The following is a 19519-nucleotide window of genomic DNA, read 5'->3' on the forward strand; positions in this document are numbered from 1 at the left end:
TGTCGGCAGGGTTTCATCATCGCAGGACGGTGCCGATCGACGTGAGCGACGACTCTGCCGGCAAACTGACCCCGCTCGAGATGTGGCGCGAAGCCCTGCCCCGGGACGTCTTCGCCGGATTGGTGCAGTGGGCGCGCGGCCAGCACTTCGACGTGCGGCTGCTGGGCTGGAACACCGAGGGCCGGAGCGATTCCCATGTGGCCAGCGTGGCGCTCGAACGGGTGGCCGGCGGGACCTCGGGCGCCATCCTCAAGATCCTTCCGCCGGACCTGGCCCAGCGGGAGTCCCGTGCGGTGGGCATCGCGGCGGACGCCGGCCCCGCGGCGTTCGTCGACGCACACCTGACCCGCACCCTGCACGTCAGCGCCCTGCCCGGCGACAGCGGGCGATGGGTCCACCTGCAGGACGTCGCGCACGCGGGCACCGAGCAGCTGCGCGCGCTCTCCACGGTCACCGAGGACACCCGGTTGGGTGACTACTGCGCGGTGATCCTCACCGCGCTCGCCCGGGAGTGGAACACCCCGGAGAACGAGCCCCGCCACACCGAGCACACCCCGGCCGACTTCCTCCGCAACGACCTCACCTCCCGGGTGTCCGACCTGCGCGCCTTCGCGGTGGGCCAGGGCTGGGACCGCGACGACCCGCCACCGGTCGTCCGTTTCCCCGACGACGGCGAACCCCTGACCAATCCGCTCCTCCTGCTCAGCGGCGACGACGGCCGGCCCGGCCGGGTGACCGTCTTCCGTGGACGCGGGCACGGCGATCTGCATCCCGGCAACATCATGGTCCCGGTCGTCCGGGACGTCGCCGACGCGAGCCGGTTCCGCCTGATCGACATCGGCCGGTTCAGCATCACCACACCGCTGTCCCGTGACCCGGCCAAGCTGCTGCTCGCCATCGCCGAGGGCTGGCTGGCCAACCTCAGCACGGACTCACCGGTGCGAACGGCCGTCGCGCAGCTGATCACCGACCCTCGCGGGTACCACGGCGCCGTCTCCACCGCGGGCTTCGTCGCCGTGGCCCGGCAGGTCTACGAGTCGGCAGCGCTCTGGGCCGCCGACCACCGATCGGTCGAGCGCTGGGAGCGGCAGCACCGCCTCGTGCTCGGCGCGTCGGCCCTGCGCACCGTGTCGCGGCCGGACGTCGCCGACCACCTCCGCTGGTGGAACCTCGAGGTGGCGGCCCGGGCGCTGGCGCCGTTCCTGCCCCCGCCGGGACACCGCGCTCCGGCCGTCACGCGGCGACCGGCGCCCGCGCGGCACGCCGGGACGCCGGGGACACGGCCGTACCAGGCGCCACCGGCGACCGGCGACAGCCCGGAGGACGACCTGCACCGGCTGGCCAGCATCCTGCGGGAGGCGTTGACGGCCAAGGACGAACGGAAGCTGATCATCCTGGTCGGCGCGGGGATCACCGCGGCGCGGGTGCCCCGGGTCGCCCGGCTGACCACCTGGGCGCTGGACTTCGCCGACCGGGAACGCCTGACCCGCCCCCGGACCGACCCCAACGAGCCCCGGCCGGTCAACCCCGGTGTCCAGCAGGCGCTCATGTCGAAGTACGTCGAGGCCCTGGACTTCATCCGGGAGGTCCGCGGCACGGACGGGTTGCGCGCCTTCCTGCAACAGGTGAGCCTGCAGGCCCACGACACCGGCCAGCCGCCCCCGCTGACCGGTGAGGCGATGCCGGACCCGGACTACCGGCAGCTCGAAGGCACGCCGGCCGGCTGGCAGACCACCGAGGGCCTGACGTTGCTGGCCGGCCTGCTGCGTCAGCACGGCCGCAACGTCCATCCGTTCCTGCTCACCACGAACTTCGACCCGCTGCTGGAGGTAGCGGTGCGCCGGGCCGGGCTGGACCTCGGCCCCAGCCGCGCCGTCCAGGGACCCGGCGACCCGGTCACCGACCTCGGCGGCGGCACCGAACGCTGGACGGTCGTCCACCTGCACGGCACCCCGCACACCGGCTCGCTGCACTATCCGGCCGACATCGGGCAGCCCCACCGCCACCTCGAGAAGTGGCTGACCTCGATCCTGCGCGGGAACCGCCTGCTGGTGCTCGGCTACAGCGGCTGGGACGGCCTGATCCAACGGACCCTGCACCAGCATTTCGGCCGGGGCGGGGAGGAGAAGCACGACCAGGGCACCGAGGTGCTCTGGGGCGTCTACGAACCCCGGCCGGAACACCCGAACGTCGACCCGGAGCTCTCCGAGTTCTTCGGCCGGTACGACCAGCGCGGCGTGATGCCGTTCTACGGTGTCAGCGCGGACGACCTCTTCCGCATTCTCGGCGAGAAACTCAACAACAGGCGGCAGCCGCCGGCCGTCCACCCGACGTTCTACAGCACGGTGAAACAGCTGAGTCAGCGCTATCAATTCGGCCACAGTCATGTCCGGCCGGAAACCGTACCGAATTTCGTGTTCTGGCCGCACCGTCTCCGCCATCCGCATCTCATCCACGGTGTGCACGCGCTGACCGCCGCGCTGCTCAGCAAGAGAAATGTGCCGATCGAACTGCACCTCGACGACACCGACATGACCACCCGGTATGCCGACGAACGCGCGGAGGAGTTCGCCGACGCGGTTTCCGGATGGTTCGAAAGGTGCGGCGCGCACGAGCCGCCACGGATATTCCGTATTCAGGAAATGCTGAATTCGATCCCGGAGGCGGAACTCTCGGCCCGGTTGTGGCGGCTGGGCACCGACCTGTTCTCCCGGGAGAACTCGGCGCTGGACGCGCTCCTGGCCACCAAGGTGGTCAAGGCGGACCGGGGCGCCACCATCGTCGACCACACCTCGGCCGCCAACCGGCTGCTCCGCCCGCTCTACACCTGGCTGGCGCTCGACCTGGCGCAGGAGCGGCACCGGCACCGCGATCGCCCGGTGGTCACGCTCGGCGGCGTCGACGAGCAGAAGATGTGGGACCTGTGGAGCGCGCGCCGGGACGTGGTGCCGATCGCCAGCATCTACGTGCCGCGCCTGCAGTCACCCGACAACCCCTGGGAGATCAACGAGCTCTGGCGGTACGGCACCTTCGGCCTGCACGATCTGGAGCGCCTGCTGGTGCGCTCGGCGGGCTCGTGGCAGACCGGCGCCCCGTTGCTCGAGTGGATCTTCAACGTCGCGAACCGGCTCACCGAGTTCGCCTCGGACGGCGCGGTGCCCGCGTTGCGCAACCCGGACGACACGACGATGTCCTGGCCGGCCTTCGCCGCCCAGCTCCACCAGATCCCCGAGGACTCGAGCAGGCGAATTGCCGAAACAATCGCGTCGTGGTTCTACCATGATGCTGCGGCGATCAGATAGTCTGCCGCTTTCTGCCGACGTATCGCCACCCTGCTGAGGAATCCTCATGACCGAACTTCTCGGCGTGCCCGCCATGCGGCCCGAGACGGGGAGCGACTCGTGGGACGCAAATGCTTTCAAGCTCAACAGTATTGACCTGTACATCACTTCGTTCTGCAACCGGAGGTGTACGTTCTGTTTCCTCTCGGACGCATTCCTGGACGGCCGGGAACGCATGCCGGTGGAAATGGTGCGATCCATTGTCGCCTGGGCCGAGCCGGCCGACGAGGTGACGATCCTGGGCGGTGAGCCGGCCCTGCACCCCGACTTCGCGGAGATCGTCCAGGTGGCGTCCGCCCGGCACCGGGTGCGTACCGTCACGAACGGCAGCCGCCGGTTCCGGGCCGCGCTCGCCGATCCCGCGGTCGCCGCGGCGCTGAGCCGGGTCGCGGTGTCCATCGACGCGCCGACCGGCGAGTCGATGGACCGGCTGCGCGGGCGCGGCGCCTTCGCCGACGCGGTGGCCACCATCCGGCAGCTCCAGGACGCCGGCATCCCGTACGACATCAACTGCACCGTCGTCCGCTCCTGCCTCGCCGAGTTCCCCGAGATGCTGGCGTTCGCCGAGCGGATGGGCGCGCAGCGGCTCAACGTCCACTGGTACTCGGCGGTGGGCCGGGGCCGGCGGCACGCCGCCGGGGAGGTGGTCAGCCCCGCCGACTGGCGCACCCAGGTGCTCGAGGTCGTCCGGCGGTACCGGCCACCCCGGCCGGACTACGTGGTCGACGTCGAGTTGAGCTACGCGTACGGGCTGCCCGGCGAGGACCGCGACTACTGCGCGGTACGGGACCGGGCGAATCTCCAGTTCCTGCCGAGCGGAGCGGTCTTCTCCTGCGGCCTGCTGGTGGAGAGCGAGAGCCGCAGCGCCTACGAGTGGCGGTCCGGCACGCTCTACTCCCGCGCCGGCGACACCGAGCTCTCCCGTGCCCACGACTGCACCGGCTGCCCGTTCCGGTCGAGTGACGACGGCTACACACCGCTGTGCATCTACAATCGGCTGATGTTATGACTCCATCGTGGCCGCTCACGCTGACGTCAGACTGACCATCTTCGATGCGTTCAACACCATCGTGCTTCCCCGCGCCGGGCAGCACGGCACTTTCGCCACCGGCCTGCAGCGGCGGGGCGTGCCATCGAGCACGCTCCCCGAGTTGCAGCGGCTCAGCGAGGGCCTGGTCCATCGGGACCCATCCGCCTCCCGCTCGTCCTATCTGGCCTGGTGCGCGAACACCCTCGACGAGGTCGCCGCGCTCGGGGTGACCACCGGGTCGGCGCCGCTGATCGTCCCGGCGCTGGAGCAGCTGCATCCCGGCCGGATGGCGCCGCTGCCGGGCGTCATGGAACTGCTCGCCGAGTTGCGCGACCGCGGCGTCAAGGTGGCGGTGTGCAGCAACTGGTCGTGGGACCTGGAGGACGACTTGGCCGACTGCGGGCTGCTCGACATGGTCGACGTCGTCGTGTCGTCGGCCCGGGCCGGGCTGCGCAAACCGCAACCGGAGATCTATCGGCGCGTGCTGGCGGCGGCCGGGGCGACCTCGCAGTCCGCGTTGTTCGTCGGCGACAGCCTCGCCGCCGACGTGCTCGGACCGGCCAGCGCGGGGATCCGCGCGGTGCACCTGGTCCGCTCGCACCGGCCGAGCACCGCCCGGCTCCAGATCAAGGACATCGCCGACGTACGGCAGTTCACCGCGGTGCCCCGTCAGCGGCGCCGGCGCGACCTCTGAGGCTCCGGTCCTCGACGACGGCGCCGGTGTCCGGGAGCCCGCGGGGGACGAACCGCTCGGTGCCGTCCGGGTGGTGAGTCCCCGGACCGGCTGACCGCTCAGGTCCGGCGGGACGCTGTCGATCCTCATGGCCGTCATCAACCGCCCACCGCCGAGGGGATCAGCCGTGCCGGACAGTCAGCACACCGACGTGAGCACTCCGCTGGGTTACGCACCGCCCATGCCCGCCCCGGCCTACCCACCGGCCGGCTACGCCCAGCCCGGTTACGCCGAGGCCGTCCACGCGCAGCCCGGCTACCCGCCGCAGACCGCCTACCCCCAGCCCGCCTACCCGCAGCCCGGCTATCCCCCGCAGGCCGGCTACGCCCAGCCCGGTCACGCCGAGGCCGTCCACGCGCAGCCCGGCTACCCGCCACAGACCGGTTATGCCCAGCCCGGCTACCCGCCACAGTCCGGCTACCCGCAGCAGCCCGGCTACCCGCAGCAGACCGCCTACCCGCAGCCCGGATACCCCGTCGCCGCCCAGCCGATGATGCCGGGCCAGCCCCAGGCCGGCCCCTACGGCTACGGCCCGCCGGTGATCGCCGGTCCGCGGCCGTCCGTCTGGCCGGTGGTCGTGCTCACGCTCCTGCTCGGCATCTTCGGCCTGATCTTCGCCTACCTGCGGGCCGGCAAGGCGCGCTCGATGGGCTTCTCCGAGCGCCCCTACTGGCAGGCCTGGGCGATCACCTTCGCCTGCTGGCTCGCCCTGGTGGTCGTTCTCTAGACCGCGGGGCGGGGCAGCTCGCGGCCGACCACCTTGCCGGTGGCGTTGCGCGGCAGCGCCGCCAGGAAGACCACGTCCCGGGGCACGCTGAACCGGGCCCGGTGCTGCCGGACGTGCTCCCGGACCGCCTCCGGGTCGAGCGTCTCGCCGTCGCGCAGCACCAGATAGGCGGCCAGCCGCTGGCCGTACTCGTCGTCCGGCACGCCGATCACCGCCACCTCGCGCACCTGCGGCAGGTCGGCGAGCAGGTCCTCCACCTCGGCCGGATAGACGTTCTCCCCACCGGAGACGATCATGTCGTCCTCGCGGCCGTCGACGAAGACCCGGCCGTCGGCGTCCAGGTGGCCCAGGTCGCCGGTGGCCAGCAGTCCACCGTGCATGGTGCGGGCGGACCCGTTGGTGTACCCCTCGAACAGCATCTCGTTGCCGACGAACAGCCGGCCCACCGCACCGGCCGGCACCGGCTCATCGTTCTCGCCGAGCACCGCGACCCGCGTGCCGTAAGGGGGCCGGCCCGCGGTGTGCGGCGCGGCCCGCAGGTCGGCCGGGGTCGCGATGGACGCCCAGGACGCCTCGGTCGAGCCGTAGAGGTTGTAGAGCACGTCGCCGTACCGGTCCATGAACCTGGTGGCCAGGCCGCCGGGCAGGGCCGAACCGCTGACCGCGACCACCCGCAACGCCGGTCGGCGCGCCGGCGGCGGCAGCTCCATCAGCTGCTGGACCATCACCGGCACCGCGATCATGCCGTGGCAGCCGTGCCGGTCCAGGTCGTCGAGGATCGCGGCCGGCTCGAACTTGCGGCGCAGCACGACGGTGGCGCGCAGCGCGAGGGCGATCTGCAGGCCGGCGAAGCCCCAGGTGTGGAAGAGCGGCGCGGCGATCAGCACGCGGTCGCGGGCCCGCAACGGGATCCGGTCGATCACCGAGCAGAGCGGGCGGAATCCGCCGGGTGTCGGCCGCCGGGCCCCTTTCGGCACGCCGGTGGTCCCGGAGGTCAGCACGATGGTACGGCCGGGGCGCTCCGGCGGGTGCGTCACCGCCGCCGGGGCACCCGCGATCAGCTGCTCGAACCGCTCCTCGCCGATCTTCTCCACGCCGTCGACAAGCGCGACCCGCGGGGCGAACTCGTCGTCGAAAATCAGCGCCCGCAGACCCTGATCCTTCGCGACCGTGGCCAGCTGGTGCGGCGACAGGCCGGTGTTCATCAGCACCGGGTCGGCGCCCCGCGTGGTCACCCCGATCAGCGCCTCGATCATCCGGGCCGAGTTGCGGCACAGCAGGCCGACCCGCTCCCCCGGCGCCACGGGCAGGCTGCGGGCCAGGCGCTCCGCACGGTCCAGCAATGTCTCGTACGAAATCTGCCGTTGATCGTCGATGATCGCGATCTGGTGCGGACTGCGCGCGGCGGCCTGGCGCAGCTCACCGGCCAGGCCGAAGCCCCACCGGCCGAGGGCGGCGAACTGCCGGACGATCCGGGCCGGGTTGCCCGGGGTGAGCAGACCGCGGCGCAGCATGGTGCCGCCGATGAAGAGCGCGTCCACGGCCGGCTCCCCGTCAGCGGATCTGCATGCCGGAGATCGCGCGGGAGATCACCAGGCGCTGGATCTCCGACGTGCCCTCGAAGATCGTGTAGATCTTGGCGTCCCGGAACATCCGCTCCACCGGGTGCTCGCGCAGGTAGCCGGCGCCGCCGAGGATCTGCACCGCCTTCTCGGTGACGGCGACGGCCACCTCGCCGGCTTTCAGCTTCGACATCGAGCCCTCGCCGGCCGTGAACGGTTTGTCGTTGCGGCCCATCCAGGCGGCCCGCCAGACCAGCAGGCGGGCGGCGTCGATCTCCATCCGCATGTCGGCCAGGGCGAACGCGATCGCCTGGTTCTCGATGATCGGGCGGCCGAACTGGACGCGGTTCTTCGCGTACTCCAGCGCGTATTCATAAGCGCCGCGGGCGATGCCGATCGCCTGCGCGCCGACCGCCGGGCGGGACAGCTCGAACGTCCGCATCGCGGAATTCTTGTTCCGGGTGCCGGACCTCGCCCGCGCCAGGCGTTCGTCGAGGGCCTCCTTGCCGCCGAGCAGGCAGCTGCCCGGGACGCGCACCTCGTCGAGGAACACGTCGGCGGTGTGCGAGGCGCGCAGGCCGAGCTTCTTCAGCTTCTTCGTGGCGGCCAGCCCCTTCGTGCCGGGCGGGACGACGAACGCGGCCTGCCCGCGCGACCCCAGCGACGGGTCGATGCTGGCCGTGACCACGTGCACGTCGGCGATGCCGCCGTTCGTGGCGTACGCCTTCTGCCCGGTGATCACCCACTCGTCGGTGGCCTCCTGGTAGACCGCGCGGCTGCGCATCGAGCCGACGTCCGACCCGGCCTCCGGCTCGGTGCTGCAGAACGCGGCGACCTTGGGGTCGGCCTCGTCGCCGAAGCACTGCGGCACCCACTCGACCAGCTGTTCCGGCGTGCCGGAGCCGTAGATCGCGGCGACCGCGAGCGAGGTGCCGGAGATCGCCATGCCGATCCCGCCGTCACCCCAGAAGAGCTCCTCGTTGGCGATCGGCAGCGACAGCCCGGTGGTGTCCGACCACGTGTTGATCAAGAACTCGAAGCCGTAGAGCCCGATCTTGGCGGCCTCCTGGAGGACCGGCCAGGGCGTCTCCTCGCGCTCGTCCCACTCGGACGCGGCCGGCCGGATCACCGACTCGGCGAAGCCGTGCACCCACTCGCGCAGATCGGATTGTTCCTCGTTGAGGTCGAGCCAGAACTCCACAGCGGGGCCGGTCCCTTCGCGCGTGACGGCAACTTAACTCGCCGGTAACCCTACGGTCCGGGTAACCCACATCACAACCCCCCGAGGTTTTCAACTACGGGATGCCCAGCTCGCGCCGCCTCCCACCGCGGCCGCCGGGCCACCGCCACCAGCTGGCCCTGACGGCCCGTAAAGCAGCCCCATAAGGGCCGTCAGGACCAGCCGGAACACGCAGCTGGCTCTGACGGCCCGTAAAACAGCCCCATAACGGCCGTCAGGACCAGCCGGAACACGCAGCTGGCTCTGACGGCCCGTAAAACAGCCTCATAACGGCCGTCAGGACCAGCCCGGGACGCGCAGCTGGTCCTGACAGCCCGTAAGGCAGCCGCATAGCGGCCCTGAGGGCCAGCCGGGGTCGGGACGTGCGGTGCTCCCCGCCGCCCCGCCGCTCACCGGTTCGTGCTGGAGCTCTCCGACCCGGCGTGGGACGCGTCCGCGGTGGCGGGGAGCGCGTCGTCGCGGCGGGGCAGGGTGGCCGGGTCGGGCAGGTCGAGCAGGTCGTCGGCCGGTGCGGCGATCAGGCCGTTGCGGTGCGCGATCAGCCGGCCGCCCGCCACCAGGTCGTCGAGCATCGCGGCCAGCCGGGCCGCGCCCGCCTTGTTGGCGTTCCAGCCGAACAGCCGGGCCGCCGCGGCCAGCAGGTCGTCGCTCTCCACCAGGCCGGCGTCCAGCACCAGGTACTCCAGGGCCAGCTGCAGCTCCGACTCGGCGACCTGCTCCGGCTTGCGGGCCACCCCGTCGCCGGGGACCCGGACCGCCGGGATCGGCGCCTCGGCCGCGGTGACGAACGTGCCGTCGAACCCGGCGGCCGACTCGATGACCGCCGACTCCACGGCCTGACGGATCGGCTGGGTGACCCGGCTGATCCCCCACGCCTCACGGATCCGGCGGATCAGCACGGCGATGTGCACCGGCCCCTCCACCTCGGCGATCCGCTCCACGGTGCGCACCAGCAGCGCCCGGACCACCTGGTCGTTGACCCGGGCGGACGGCGGCAGGGCCTCCAGCTCGGCGTTCCGGTAGGGCAGCGCCCACTCCGGACGCTGGGCGGGCCGGGTGACCAGGTCCAGGTCGGGCTCGGCGAAGACGTCCGGCACGGCGAGGGCGTTCTCGATCGCGGTGCGCAGCCGGGCCTCCTCCTCGGCGCGGCCGGAGTACCAGGCGACGCTCCAGATCCGGTGCAGGTGCCAGCCGAGGCCGTGCAGCACCTGCTCCTGGAGCCGGTCCCGGTCCCGGGCCACGGCGGCGTCGCCGTAGGAGGGGCCGTCGCACTGGATGCCCAGGGCGTAGGCGTCGACGGCCGGGTCGGCGTGCCGTACCCCGATCTCGATGCGGCATCGACCCGCGCCGACCTGGCGCGTGACGGCGTAACCCCAGCCCTCGACGGTGGTGGCGACCGCGTCAGCCAGCGGCCCTGAGTCACCATCGGTCACCGCCGCGAGAGTGCCTCCCGAGGCGAAGTCGAGATAGGCCGCGAGGCACCGTTCGCCCTCGTCGGCGGGCTCCTCGCGCCGGCTCTCCGGGATCGAGGTGACCACCTCGACCCGCTGCCGGGCCCGGGTGATCGCCACGTCCAGCCGGCGCGCGCCGGCCGGGCCGCCCGCCGCCGCCGGGTCCGGGCCGGTGGACAGGATGATCACGTCGCGTTCGTCGCCCTGCACCGCGTCGGCGGGCTTGACGAAGAACCCGGTGAGCGGGTCGTCGCCGAGGAACCGTTCCAGGTCGGGGCGGGCGCCGAGGACCGTGTCGACGGCGTCGGCGACCGCGTCGGCCTGCCCGGCGGTCAGCGTGACCACGCCGAGCGACAGGGTGGGCCGGGTGCTGAAGTGGTGCGCGACCCGCTCGGCGACCAGCGCGGCCTCGACCGGCGCGTCGACGGCGGGCAGCAGCGCGAGGCCCAGGTCCGGGCCGGCCGGGTGCGCGCTCGGGAAGGTGACCAGGCGGTCCTGGTAGAACGTCCGGCCGGCGAACGCGATCAGCGACTCGTGCCGGCTGCGGTAGTGGCGGGTCAGGGCGAGCCGGGTGAAGGCCGCCGAGTCGTTCGCGGCCACCAGCACCGAGGTACGGCCGCCGGCCGGGGGCAGCTGGGCGTCGTCGCCGATCACGATCAGCGAGTCACCCCGGTACGCGCAGGCCACCGCGGCCGCCGGGGTCATCCGGGACGCCTCGTCGATGATCACCACGTCGAAGCGGCGCTCGGCGGGCAGGTAACGGCTGACCGCCGCGGGCGGCATCACGAAGCACGGCTTGAGAGCGGCGGTCGCCTCCCACGTACGATCCAGAAGCTCACGGACCGGCAGGTGACCATCGGTCTTGAGTCCCTCGGCGCGGATCACCGCGGGCGCCCCGTCGGCGGTGACCGCCGGCCGCCGCGCGTTGACCGCCTCGATGATCGTGCCGGCCGCGTCCTGGACCAGCTCGGCGTCGAGCCGGCGGAACTCCTCGACCAGCTCGTTGCGCTCGGCCGCGGCCAGCGGCGCGAGCCGTTCGTCGCCCTCGATGACCGCGTCGGCCCAGGCCCGGAAGAGCGCCCGCTCGATCACCGGACGCAGCCGGCCGACCTCGACGCCGTGGTCGGCGCAGAAGTCGACGGCGGTGTCCACACCGTGCTCGGCGAGCACCCCGCGGGCGGCCAGGTAGTCGAACCACTCACGCTGGCCGCTGTCGTCGTCGTGCAGGTCGCGCAGCAGGTCCCGGGCGGTCTCGTAGCGGTCCAGGCTGGTGCCGAGGCGGACCTGCCGGGCCGGGCCGAACGCGTCCAGGATCCGCTGCCGGGCCTGCTGCCAGCCGTCGATCAGGATGCGCAGCTCACCGGCCGGCACCGCCGCCGGCGCCGGGGCCAGCGCGGCCGCCTGATCCGCGGTCAGCGCCACGTCGGCGCCGCTGCGCAGGGTCCGGGCGTGCGCCGCCCAGTCGAGCGCCCGGTCCACGGCCCGCAGGTCGGTGTCGCGGCCGCGGTAGACGTCGCCCAGCGCGGCGGCCAGGGCCGGCGCGCTCTCGGCCAGCTCCTGCGCGGTGCCGAGCACGGTGCCGCGCACCTCGGCGATGGCCTGCGCCTCGGCCAGGTCCAGTTCCCGCCCGGCCACGTTGCCGAGCTGACCGAGCGCTTCGGCGGCGGCCCGCAGCGGACCGGTCTGCGCGCGCAGCCAGCCGATCGCCGCGGCGATGGTGCCGTGACCGAGTTCCGGCCGGGCCGCCGCTTCCGGCGCCGGGCGCAGGGTGCCGCGCCAGTGCCGGAACACGTCGCGGGCCTCGGTGACCGCGCGCAGCGTCTCGCCGTCGCCGCCGCGGTTGCAGACGTACTCGATGACCGCGGGGACGGCTTCCGGCGGGGTCACCCGGAGTGCCTCGTTGACCGTCTCCAGGGCCCGGCCGATCGCCAGGAAGTCGGTGTCGAGCCGCTTCCAGAACCGGCCGAGCAGGGCGGCGTGCTGCCGTTCCGCGGCGATCAGGCCCTCGTTGGCCCGGCGCCAGGCGACCGCGAGGGGCAGCTGGGCGACGGCCGCCTCGGCGGTGACGCCGGGCTCGGCGAGCGCGGCCACGGTCTCCTTGTCCCAGCGGTGCCCGGCCAGGAACCGGCGCATCCCGCGGTGCACGGTGGCGAACCGTTCGGCCAGGTCCTCGACCGGCTCGTGCAGCACCGCCTCGGTGAAGTACTCCCGGGCCTGCGCCCGGGCCTGTGCGACCGCCTCGACGTGCCGCCGCAGCTGGCCGGCCGCGGCGTGCACGCCGGCCTGCGCGCCCGGGCCGAACCAGGCCGGCTCGGGCTTGTCCGGCCGGGAGCCGAGCTCGGCGATCACGGTGACCAGCTCGACGTCGGAGAAGCTGACAACGTCGGGCAGGCCGAGCCGGCTGGTGATCCGGTCCAGGTCGCGCTGCTGGTGCTCCAGCTCGTCGGCGTCCGCGGCGAACCGGCCGGCGAGCGCCTTGGCGGCGGGCGCGGTGAGCGGGGCCAGGTCGATCGCGGGCGGGTCCAGCGCGGGCCGTTCCGGCAGCTCGGTGACGTCCTGCTGCGCCAGCTCGGCGGCGGGCAGGCCGGTGCGTTCGCGGGCCAGTTCCTCGGCGGCGCGGATCTCGGCCAGTTGCCGGGTCAGCGTCTCCACGGCCTCGCGGACCGGGCGCAGGCCGGCCGCGGTGAGCCACGCGTCGATGACCGCGGCGGGCCGGCCGGCGGCGGCACCGGCGAGGTCGGCCAGTTCGGCGACGTCTACCGGCAGCCGCAGGTGGAAGGCGGTGGCGAGCGCGGCGTACCCGTCGGTGGCCTCGGTCAGCACCTCCAGCGCGAGCTGCGCGTCCTGCAGCGCGGCGCCGAGCGGCTCCTTCTCGATCACCTCACGCCAGCGGAAGCCACTGCGCTCGGTGGCCGGCCGCCACGCGCCGGTCAGCCGGTCGGTGGCGGTCCGGATGCGGTCCAGGACGTCGTCGGTCAGGGCCAGAGGCTGCCACGCGGGAACAGGACCATCGGGTACGCCGGTGAGCGCGGCCACCCGCCCCAGCACGTCGTGCAGGCTCCGCCCGAGCGGGGCGCGGTCCTCGTTGACCGCCGTCGCGTAGGCGTCCAGCCGTTCCCGGCGGTCGCGCAGCGTCTGCCGGTCCAGCTCGTCCATCCCGGGCGACGGCAGCGGCACCGCCTCGAGCGCGGCGGCCAGGGTCGCGGCGACCTGCTTGCGCCCGGCCCGGTGCCCGTGCAGGTCGAGCAGGTAGTTGCCGAGCCCGGCCGCGGCCAGCCGGTGCTGGACCACGTCGAGCGCGGACGCGGTCTCCGAGACGAACAGGATCCGCTTCCCGGCGTGCGCCAGCGCGCCGATCATGTTGGCCACGGTCTGCGACTTGCCGGTGCCGGGCGGCCCGTCGATCACGAAGCTGTGCCCGTCCAGGGCGGCCGCGACGCAGGCCCGCTGGGCGGCGTCCGCGTCCAGCAGCAGCGGGGTCTCCGCCTCGTCGAGCCGGTCGGGGCCGATCGGCTCGAACTCCAGGTCGCCGTCCTCGGCGGCCAGCGCGCGCACCACCGGGTGGGCCAGGATCAGGTCCTCGTGCTCGGCCAGGTCCTGCCGGATCGCCTCGCCGGCCAGGTCGAAGCGGGCCAGCACGACCGCGTCGGCGATCCGCCAGCCGTTCCTGCCCTCGAGGCGCTTGCGCAGCTCGTCGAGGTCGGCGGTGAGCTCGACGCCGAGCGGCTCCAGCCGGTGCGCGAGAGCCGGGTTGAGCACCGGGTCGCCAGTGCCGGCACGCAGCCGGGGCACGTCGCCGGGGCCCAGGGCGACCAGTTCGACCGGGGTGAGCAGCAGCGGGCTGGCGTGCCGGGCACCGTCCGCGTCCTGCCAGTGCAGCAGGCCGGTGGCCAGGTGCAGCACGTCCTCGCCGTGGTCCAGGCTCTCCTGGTGGGAGTGCCGGCGCAGGTGCCGCAGCAGGGTCTGCAGGGTGTCGGAGGGCAGCCCGGTCTCCAGCCGCTCGGCGCCACCCGGCCCGAACGACCAGTCCCGGCCCCGCCGCAGCCGGTCGGTCACCGCGGCCGGGCCCGGGCCGGTGATCTCCACCAGGTCGGCGCCGGCCCTCGGAAGATCGAGGAGCCGGTCCGCGGCGCCGGGGTCGCCGATCCCCGCGCGCCAGGCGGCGAGCGCCGTGCGGGCGTCGTCGCCCGGCCCGAGCTGTCCATCTGCTTCATCGCGCCGCATGTGCCCATTGCAGCAAGGCAACCGGTGCCATGCTGGCGATTCGTCCGAATGACACCCGCCACTATCGGTTCGAGACGCGGCGGGCGACGTTCCGGGGACGGGTTCAGCGCTTGCGGCGGGCCACCAGCACCGTGTCGTGGATGATGCCCTCGGTGCCGTCCGGCAGCGTGGCGGCGCGGGGGCGTTTCGCCGTGGTCAGCACGTCGAAGACGTCCGGATCCAGGTCGGCGGCCGCCTGTTCGGCGGTGAACATCATGTCCGGGAAGTGCATCCGGCCGGCGACGGTGGCCAGGTCGTCCGGGTGGTGACCGACGATCAGCAGGGTGCCGCCGGGCCGGACGGCGGCGGCCAGCCGGGCGTACAGCTCGCGGCGGGCCGGGCCGGGCAGGTGCATGAAGTGCGCCGAGACCAGGTCGTAGGACCGTTCGGCGGGCGGGTCGGCGCGCAGGTCGGCGTGGGTGAACGTGATCCGCTCGGCGAGCCCGGCGGCGGTGGCGTGCCCGGCGGCCCGTTCCAGGGCGACCGTGGAGATGTCGGTCCCGGTCACCTGCCAGCCGCGTTCGGCGAGCCAGGCCGCGTCGGCGCCCTCGCCGCACCCGACGTCCAGGGCCCGCCCGGCCGGGAGCCCGGCGGCCTCGGCGACCAGTTGCACGTTCGGTTTGCCGCTCCAGATCGCCGGCCGGGACCGGTAGCGCTCCTCCCAGGCGGCCGGCTCGTGCATGCTCTCCTGCTGGCGCCGGTACTCCTCGACCGCGGCCCGGGTCTCCCCGGCGATCAGATCCATGTTGATCATGGCGCCGGCGGTCTGCCCGGCCGCGGCGGCGACCGCCACGGTCGCGCCCAGGTTCGTCACGTTGCCGGCCACCCAGACGCCGGGCACCGTGGTGGCGCCGGTCTCCTCGGCCGGGATCCGCAGGCCCATCACGTGCCCGTTCATCTCCAGCGGCTCCGCCTTCAGGCCGAGCGACTCGAGGAACGCCGAGCGGGCCACGAAGCGCGGGGCGACCGCGATCGCCTCCAGGGGGATCACCCGGCCGCCGGCCAGGCGTACGCCGGTGATCCGGTCATCGGTGACCTCGACCGCCTCGACCTGCTCGCCGACCACCGGGATGCTGCGGGCGGCCAGCTGCTCGGCCTGCTCGGGCTCGGGGGCCGGCCCGCCGTCGAGCAGGTAGAGCACGTCGTCGCTGAGCTGCCGCCAGAGCTGGGCGCCGTGCATGCTGATCGGGCCGGCCACCAGCACGCCGATCCGCTTGCCGCGCAGCTCCCACCCGTGGCAGTACGGGCAGTGCGCCACATCCCGCCCCCACCGCTCGGCAAGGCCGGGGACGGCCGGCAGCTCGTCGGTCAGCCCGGTGGTGACCAGCAGCCGCCGCCCGCGCACCTGGGCGCCGCCGGCCAGGGTGACCAGGAAGCCGTCCGCGGTGCGCTCCGCCTGCTCGGCGGTGCCCTCGCGGAACTCCCCGCCGTACGTGGCGACCTCGGCCCGGCCGGCCCGGTACAGCTCGGCGGGTGGCACGCCCTCGCGGCCCAGCAGGTTGTGCACGTGCCCGGCCGGCGCGTTGCGCGGGTCGCCGCTGTCGATCACCAGGACCGACCGGGCCGACCGGGCCAGGGTCACCGCCCCGCTCAGCCCGGCCGCGCCGCCGCCGATCACCAGTACGTCGTACGTCCGCTCGTCCATCGCCCGCTCCTTCTCGTCGTCCGGGAACCCACCGTGCCCCCGGAGCCGCAAAACCGGCAAGTATCGTTGCTGTTATGGCAAAAGACCTGGACGCCGCGCTGGCCGCCGTCGGCCCCCGGTTGCGCACCCTGCGGCAGAGGCGCGAGCTGACCCTGACCCAGCTGGCCGAGACCACCGGCATCTCGGTCAGCACGCTCTCCCGGCTCGAGTCCGGCGACCGCAAGCCCACCCTGGAGCTGCTGCTGCCGCTCGCCGAGGCGTACCAGGTCACCCTGGACGAGCTGGTGGACGCGCCGGAGACCGGCGATCCGCGGGTCCGCCAGCGGCCGATCGAGCGCAACGGGCACACGTACATCCCGCTGACCCGGCGGCCCGGCGGGATGCAGGCGTTCAAGCAGATCATCCCGTTCAACGCGGCCGACCACGACCGGGAACAGCAGACCCACGAGGGGTACGAGTGGATCTACGTGCTGAGTGGCCGGATCCGCCTGCTGCTCGGCGAGCACGACATCGTGCTGACCCCGGGTGAGGCCGCCGAGTTCGACACCCGGCTGCCCCACAAGATCCTCAATCCGGACCAGGAACCCGCCGAGGTGCTGAACCTGTTCGGCCCGCAGGGCGAGCGCGTGCACGTCCGCGCGCGTACCAAAGGATAGGTTTTGATCGTGGATCTTTCTGTGACGGTCGACGGCGGGGTCGCGCTGCTCGAGATGCGGCGGCCGCCGGCCAACCACTTCGACGAGGCGCTGATCGGCCGGATCGTGGACGCCGCGACCGCGCTCGACGACGACCCGGCCTGCCGGGTGATCCTGCTCGCCTCCGAGGGCAGGCACTTCTGCGCCGGGGCGGACTTCGGCGGCGGTGACTTCGCGGCGGATCACGTGGCCGCGGCCGAACGGCTGTACCGGCGGGCCGCGCAGCTGTTCGACCTGCGGACGCCGATCGTCGCCGCGGTGCAGGGCACGGCCGTCGGCGGCGGGCTCGGCCTGGCGTGCGCGGCGGACTTCCGGGTCGCCGAGGCCGCGACCCGGTTCGTGGCGAACTTCGGCAAGCTCGGCTTCCACCAGGGTTTCGGTCTCAGCGTGACGCTGCCCGGGCTGATCGGGACGCAGAAGGCCACCGACATGCTGCTGACCGCACGCCGGGTCGGTGGCGAGGAGGCGTTCCGGATCGGGCTGGCCGACCGGCTCGCCGAGCCCGGCCGGGTCCGGGACACCGCCCGCGCGCTGGCCCTGGAGATCGCCGCGTCGGCGCCGCTCGCGGTCCGGTCGATGCGGGCCACGCTCCGCGGCGACCTGGCCGCCCGGGTCCGGCGGGCGCTCGATCACGAGCTGGCCGAGCAGCGGGTGCACTGGACGACATCGGACAGCGCCGAGGGCATCGCGGCAAGTCTGGCGAGGCGCGCGCCGGTCTTCACCGGCGAATAGGGAACGTCACCACCATCGCCACCCCCGGGTCGCGGGCCTCGGCGACCGCCCGCCCCTCGTGCGCCTCGGCCAGCTGCCGGACGATGAACAGCCCCAGACCGACCCCTTCCGCACCACCGACCGCGAACTGACCGAACAACCGGTCCCGCAGACTGTCCGGGATGCCGGCACCGTGGTCGCGGACCTCCAGGCGGTCGACGTCGCCGTCGCGGCGCAGGCTCACCACGATCGGCGCCGCGCCGTACCGCTGGGCGTTGCTGACCAGGTTGAGCAGCACCTGCTCGAACCGCTGCTTGTCCACCCAGACCGTGGTGCCCGTGTCGATCGTGACCTCGATCGGCGGGTCCACCCGGATGTACGACAGCGCGTCGGTGACCAGCTCCCGGGCCGGGTACAGCTGCCGGTCCAGCTTGAGGTGCCCGGTGCTGTCGATCCGCTGCACGTCCAGCAGCGCGTCGGCGAGCCGGTTGATCCGGGCGGTCTGCCGCCGGGCCATGTCGAGCATCCGGGCCGGCACCCCGGTGGCGTCCTCACGCAGCTCGTCCAGCACGATCTGGATCGCGCTCAGCGGGCTGCGCACGTCGTGGGCCAGGGTGTTCATCATCGCCGAGCGCCACTGCTCGATCCGGGCCAGCCGTTCCCGGTCGTCGCGCAGGTGCCGGGCGTGCGCCTCGATCAGCATCGCCACCGCCAGCGCGATCGGCATCAGCACGAACGCGCTGCCCAGGATGGATTCCGGCTGATCGGTGACGATCAGCGGCACCAGGTAGGCGAGGGTGGCCGGCACCAGGTAGGCCAGCAGGATCCAGCGCGGGAAGTGCAGGCCGGCCCAGGCGTAGAGCAGCACCAGGAACGGGCCGGTGCCGGTCGCCACCCCGCCGAACGACCAGGTGGAGAGGCCGAGCACGGCGAACGCCGGCAGGCCGAGCCAGGCCGCCGCGTTCCGGCCGGTCCGGTGCCACGGGAACAGGAACGCGAACAGCGACACCACGCCGTCGCAGACCGCGACCAGCACCAGCTTCGCGGACTGGCCCGGATCGTTCAGGATGCCGAGCAGGGCCAGCGCGCCGGCCAGGGCCAGGAGCGCGGCCGACTGCCGGGCCGCGGCGCGCGGCCCGGTACCCAACAGGCGAAATGGTCCGGTCTGTTCAATTGCGTCAGCATATTTGGTTCCGGAGAGGGCGTCCGTCGAGCAGCGCTCCCAGGTTCTCCGAGATCAGCGCGGCGGCGCCGAGCGGACGGCCACCGGCCGCGTGCGGCGAGATGATCACGTTCGGCTCGTCCCACAGCCCGGAGCCCGGCGGCAGCGGCTCGGTCGCGAAGACGTCGAGGGCCGCGCCCGCGATCCGGCCGGACCGCAGCGCGGCGAGCAGGGCCGCCTCGTCCAGGGTGCTGCCCCGGCCGACGTTCACCACCCAGGCGTGCGGCGGGAGCTGGCCGAGGACCGTGGCGTCCAGCACGCCCGCGGTCTCCGGGGTGGCCGGCAGGATCGAGATCAGCACGTCCGCGGCGGGGAGCAGCGCGGGGAGCTCGGCGGCGGTGACCACCGGGAAGCCGTACCGCTCGCCGGCCGTGCGGGCCACCCCGGTGACCCGGGCGCCGAGCGCGGCGAGCAGCGGCGCGAGGGTACCGGCGATCCCGCCGAACCCCCAGATCACCACGTGCGCGTCGCGCAGCGTACGGAAGGATCCTTCTTCCCGGACCGGTTGCAACCCGCCCAGCTCCCCCGCCCACCGGTGCCCGACCTGTGCCCGGATCAGCAGGTTCAACCGGCGGGCGGCGGCCAGCACCAGGGCCAGGGTGTGCTCGGCGACGGTCCGGTCGTGCAGCCCGAGCCCCGCGGTGACCAGTACATCGGTCGCGAACCCGGCCTGCAGCACGGCGTCCGGCCCGGCGGCCAGGCTCTGCACCCAGCGCAGCCGCCGGAGTCGCCGGGCTGCGTCGGCCAGCTGCGGCGCCGGGTTGCCCCACACCACCAGCGCCTCGGCGTCGCAGTGCTCGTCGGGAATCGGCTCGCCGATCGGGTAGACCACCGCGGTGACGCCGGCGGGCAGGCTGACGTCGAGTTCCACCGAGTCCGGCAGCAGCACCTTCATGACC

General features: G+C 73.4%; 12 protein-coding genes. 6 read left to right on the plus strand and 6 right to left on the minus strand.

Annotation, left to right across the window (positions count from 1 at the left end; translation table 11 throughout):
- Positions 1 to 41: 41 nt before the first annotated feature.
- The 4 genes from Apa02nite_RS00550 to Apa02nite_RS00565 all read left to right on the plus strand — a co-directional run bounded on the left by Apa02nite_RS00550 (position 42) and on the right by Apa02nite_RS00565 (position 5831).
- On the plus strand, positions 42 to 3302 hold the full coding sequence (locus Apa02nite_RS00550) for an SIR2 family protein (RefSeq protein ID WP_203823316.1): 3261 nt from the start codon (positions 42 to 44) through the stop codon (positions 3300 to 3302).
- 73 nt (positions 3303 to 3375) lie between these two features.
- Complete coding sequence (locus Apa02nite_RS00555; RefSeq protein ID WP_239164018.1) at positions 3376 to 4350, plus strand: radical SAM protein; 975 nt, start codon at positions 3376 to 3378, stop codon at positions 4348 to 4350.
- A gap of 7 nt (positions 4351 to 4357) precedes the next feature.
- Positions 4358 to 5065 carry an HAD family hydrolase gene (locus Apa02nite_RS00560; protein ID WP_203823318.1) on the plus strand — a complete coding sequence of 236 codons (708 nt, stop codon included), beginning with the start codon at positions 4358 to 4360 and terminating at the stop codon, positions 5063 to 5065.
- Between the two features lie 166 nt (positions 5066 to 5231).
- Positions 5232 to 5831 (plus strand): hypothetical protein, encoded by a 600-nt coding sequence (locus tag Apa02nite_RS00565; protein ID WP_203823319.1) that lies wholly within the window; start codon positions 5232 to 5234, stop codon positions 5829 to 5831.
- Here the strand turns inward: Apa02nite_RS00565 and Apa02nite_RS00570 are convergent.
- The 4 genes from Apa02nite_RS00570 to Apa02nite_RS00585 form a co-directional block, all read right to left on the minus strand.
- On the minus strand, positions 5828 to 7372 hold the full coding sequence (locus Apa02nite_RS00570; protein ID WP_203823320.1) for an AMP-binding protein: 1545 nt from the start codon (positions 7370 to 7372) through the stop codon (positions 5828 to 5830). The two genes, Apa02nite_RS00565 and Apa02nite_RS00570, sit on opposite strands and share 4 nt — an antisense overlap.
- Before the next feature lie 13 nt (positions 7373 to 7385).
- A complete protein-coding gene (locus Apa02nite_RS00575) occupies positions 7386 to 8594 on the minus strand; it encodes an acyl-CoA dehydrogenase family protein (protein WP_203823321.1) in 1209 nt (402 codons plus the stop codon).
- A 428-nt stretch (positions 8595 to 9022) separates the two neighbouring features.
- Positions 9023 to 14308 (minus strand): DUF3320 domain-containing protein, encoded by a 5286-nt coding sequence (locus Apa02nite_RS00580; RefSeq protein WP_203823322.1) that lies wholly within the window; start codon positions 14306 to 14308, stop codon positions 9023 to 9025.
- Between the two features lie 103 nt (positions 14309 to 14411).
- On the minus strand, positions 14412 to 15992 hold the full coding sequence (locus Apa02nite_RS00585; protein WP_203823323.1) for a bifunctional NAD(P)/FAD-dependent oxidoreductase/class I SAM-dependent methyltransferase: 1581 nt from the start codon (positions 15990 to 15992) through the stop codon (positions 14412 to 14414).
- A gap of 74 nt (positions 15993 to 16066) precedes the next feature.
- Between Apa02nite_RS00585 and Apa02nite_RS00590 the strand changes: the two genes are divergently transcribed.
- Both Apa02nite_RS00590 and Apa02nite_RS00595 read left to right on the plus strand, forming a co-directional pair.
- Entirely contained in the window at positions 16067 to 16648 is a 582-nt protein-coding gene (locus Apa02nite_RS00590; RefSeq protein WP_067701498.1) for a helix-turn-helix domain-containing protein, read from the plus strand.
- 9 nt (positions 16649 to 16657) lie between these two features.
- Complete coding sequence (locus tag Apa02nite_RS00595) at positions 16658 to 17419, plus strand: enoyl-CoA hydratase/isomerase family protein (RefSeq protein WP_239164016.1); 762 nt, start codon at positions 16658 to 16660, stop codon at positions 17417 to 17419.
- Here Apa02nite_RS00595 and Apa02nite_RS00600 read toward each other — a convergent pair.
- Together Apa02nite_RS00600 and Apa02nite_RS00605 are read right to left on the minus strand one after the other, a co-directional pair.
- Positions 17406 to 18545, minus strand: a complete 1140-nt coding sequence (locus Apa02nite_RS00600) for a sensor histidine kinase (protein ID WP_239164017.1) — start codon at positions 18543 to 18545, stop codon at positions 17406 to 17408. The two genes, Apa02nite_RS00595 and Apa02nite_RS00600, sit on opposite strands and share 14 nt — an antisense overlap.
- Positions 18546 to 18576: 31 nt before the next feature.
- A complete protein-coding gene (locus Apa02nite_RS00605) occupies positions 18577 to 19515 on the minus strand; it encodes an NAD(P)-dependent oxidoreductase (protein ID WP_203823325.1) in 939 nt (312 codons plus the stop codon).
- Between the last annotated feature and the right edge of the window lie 4 nt (positions 19516 to 19519).

Source organism: Actinoplanes palleronii (genome assembly GCF_016862315.1).
Classification (GTDB): domain Bacteria; phylum Actinomycetota; class Actinomycetes; order Mycobacteriales; family Micromonosporaceae; genus Actinoplanes; species Actinoplanes palleronii.

Bases quoted from the DNA above. Each gene is read 5' to 3' on its own strand.
- Apa02nite_RS00555 (WP_239164018.1), top strand. From the start codon at position 3,376: ATGCGGCCCGAGACGGGGAGCGACTCGTGGGACGCAAATGCTTTCAAG.
- Apa02nite_RS00580 (WP_203823322.1), bottom strand. From the start codon at position 14,308: ATGCGGCGCGATGAAGCAGATGGACAGCTCGGGCCGGGCGACGACGCC.
- Apa02nite_RS00585 (WP_203823323.1), bottom strand. From the start codon at position 15,992: ATGGACGAGCGGACGTACGACGTACTGGTGATCGGCGGCGGCGCGGCC.
- Apa02nite_RS00590 (WP_067701498.1), top strand. From the start codon at position 16,067: ATGGCAAAAGACCTGGACGCCGCGCTGGCCGCCGTCGGCCCCCGGTTG.
- Apa02nite_RS00605 (WP_203823325.1), bottom strand. From the start codon at position 19,515: ATGAAGGTGCTGCTGCCGGACTCGGTGGAACTCGACGTCAGCCTGCCC.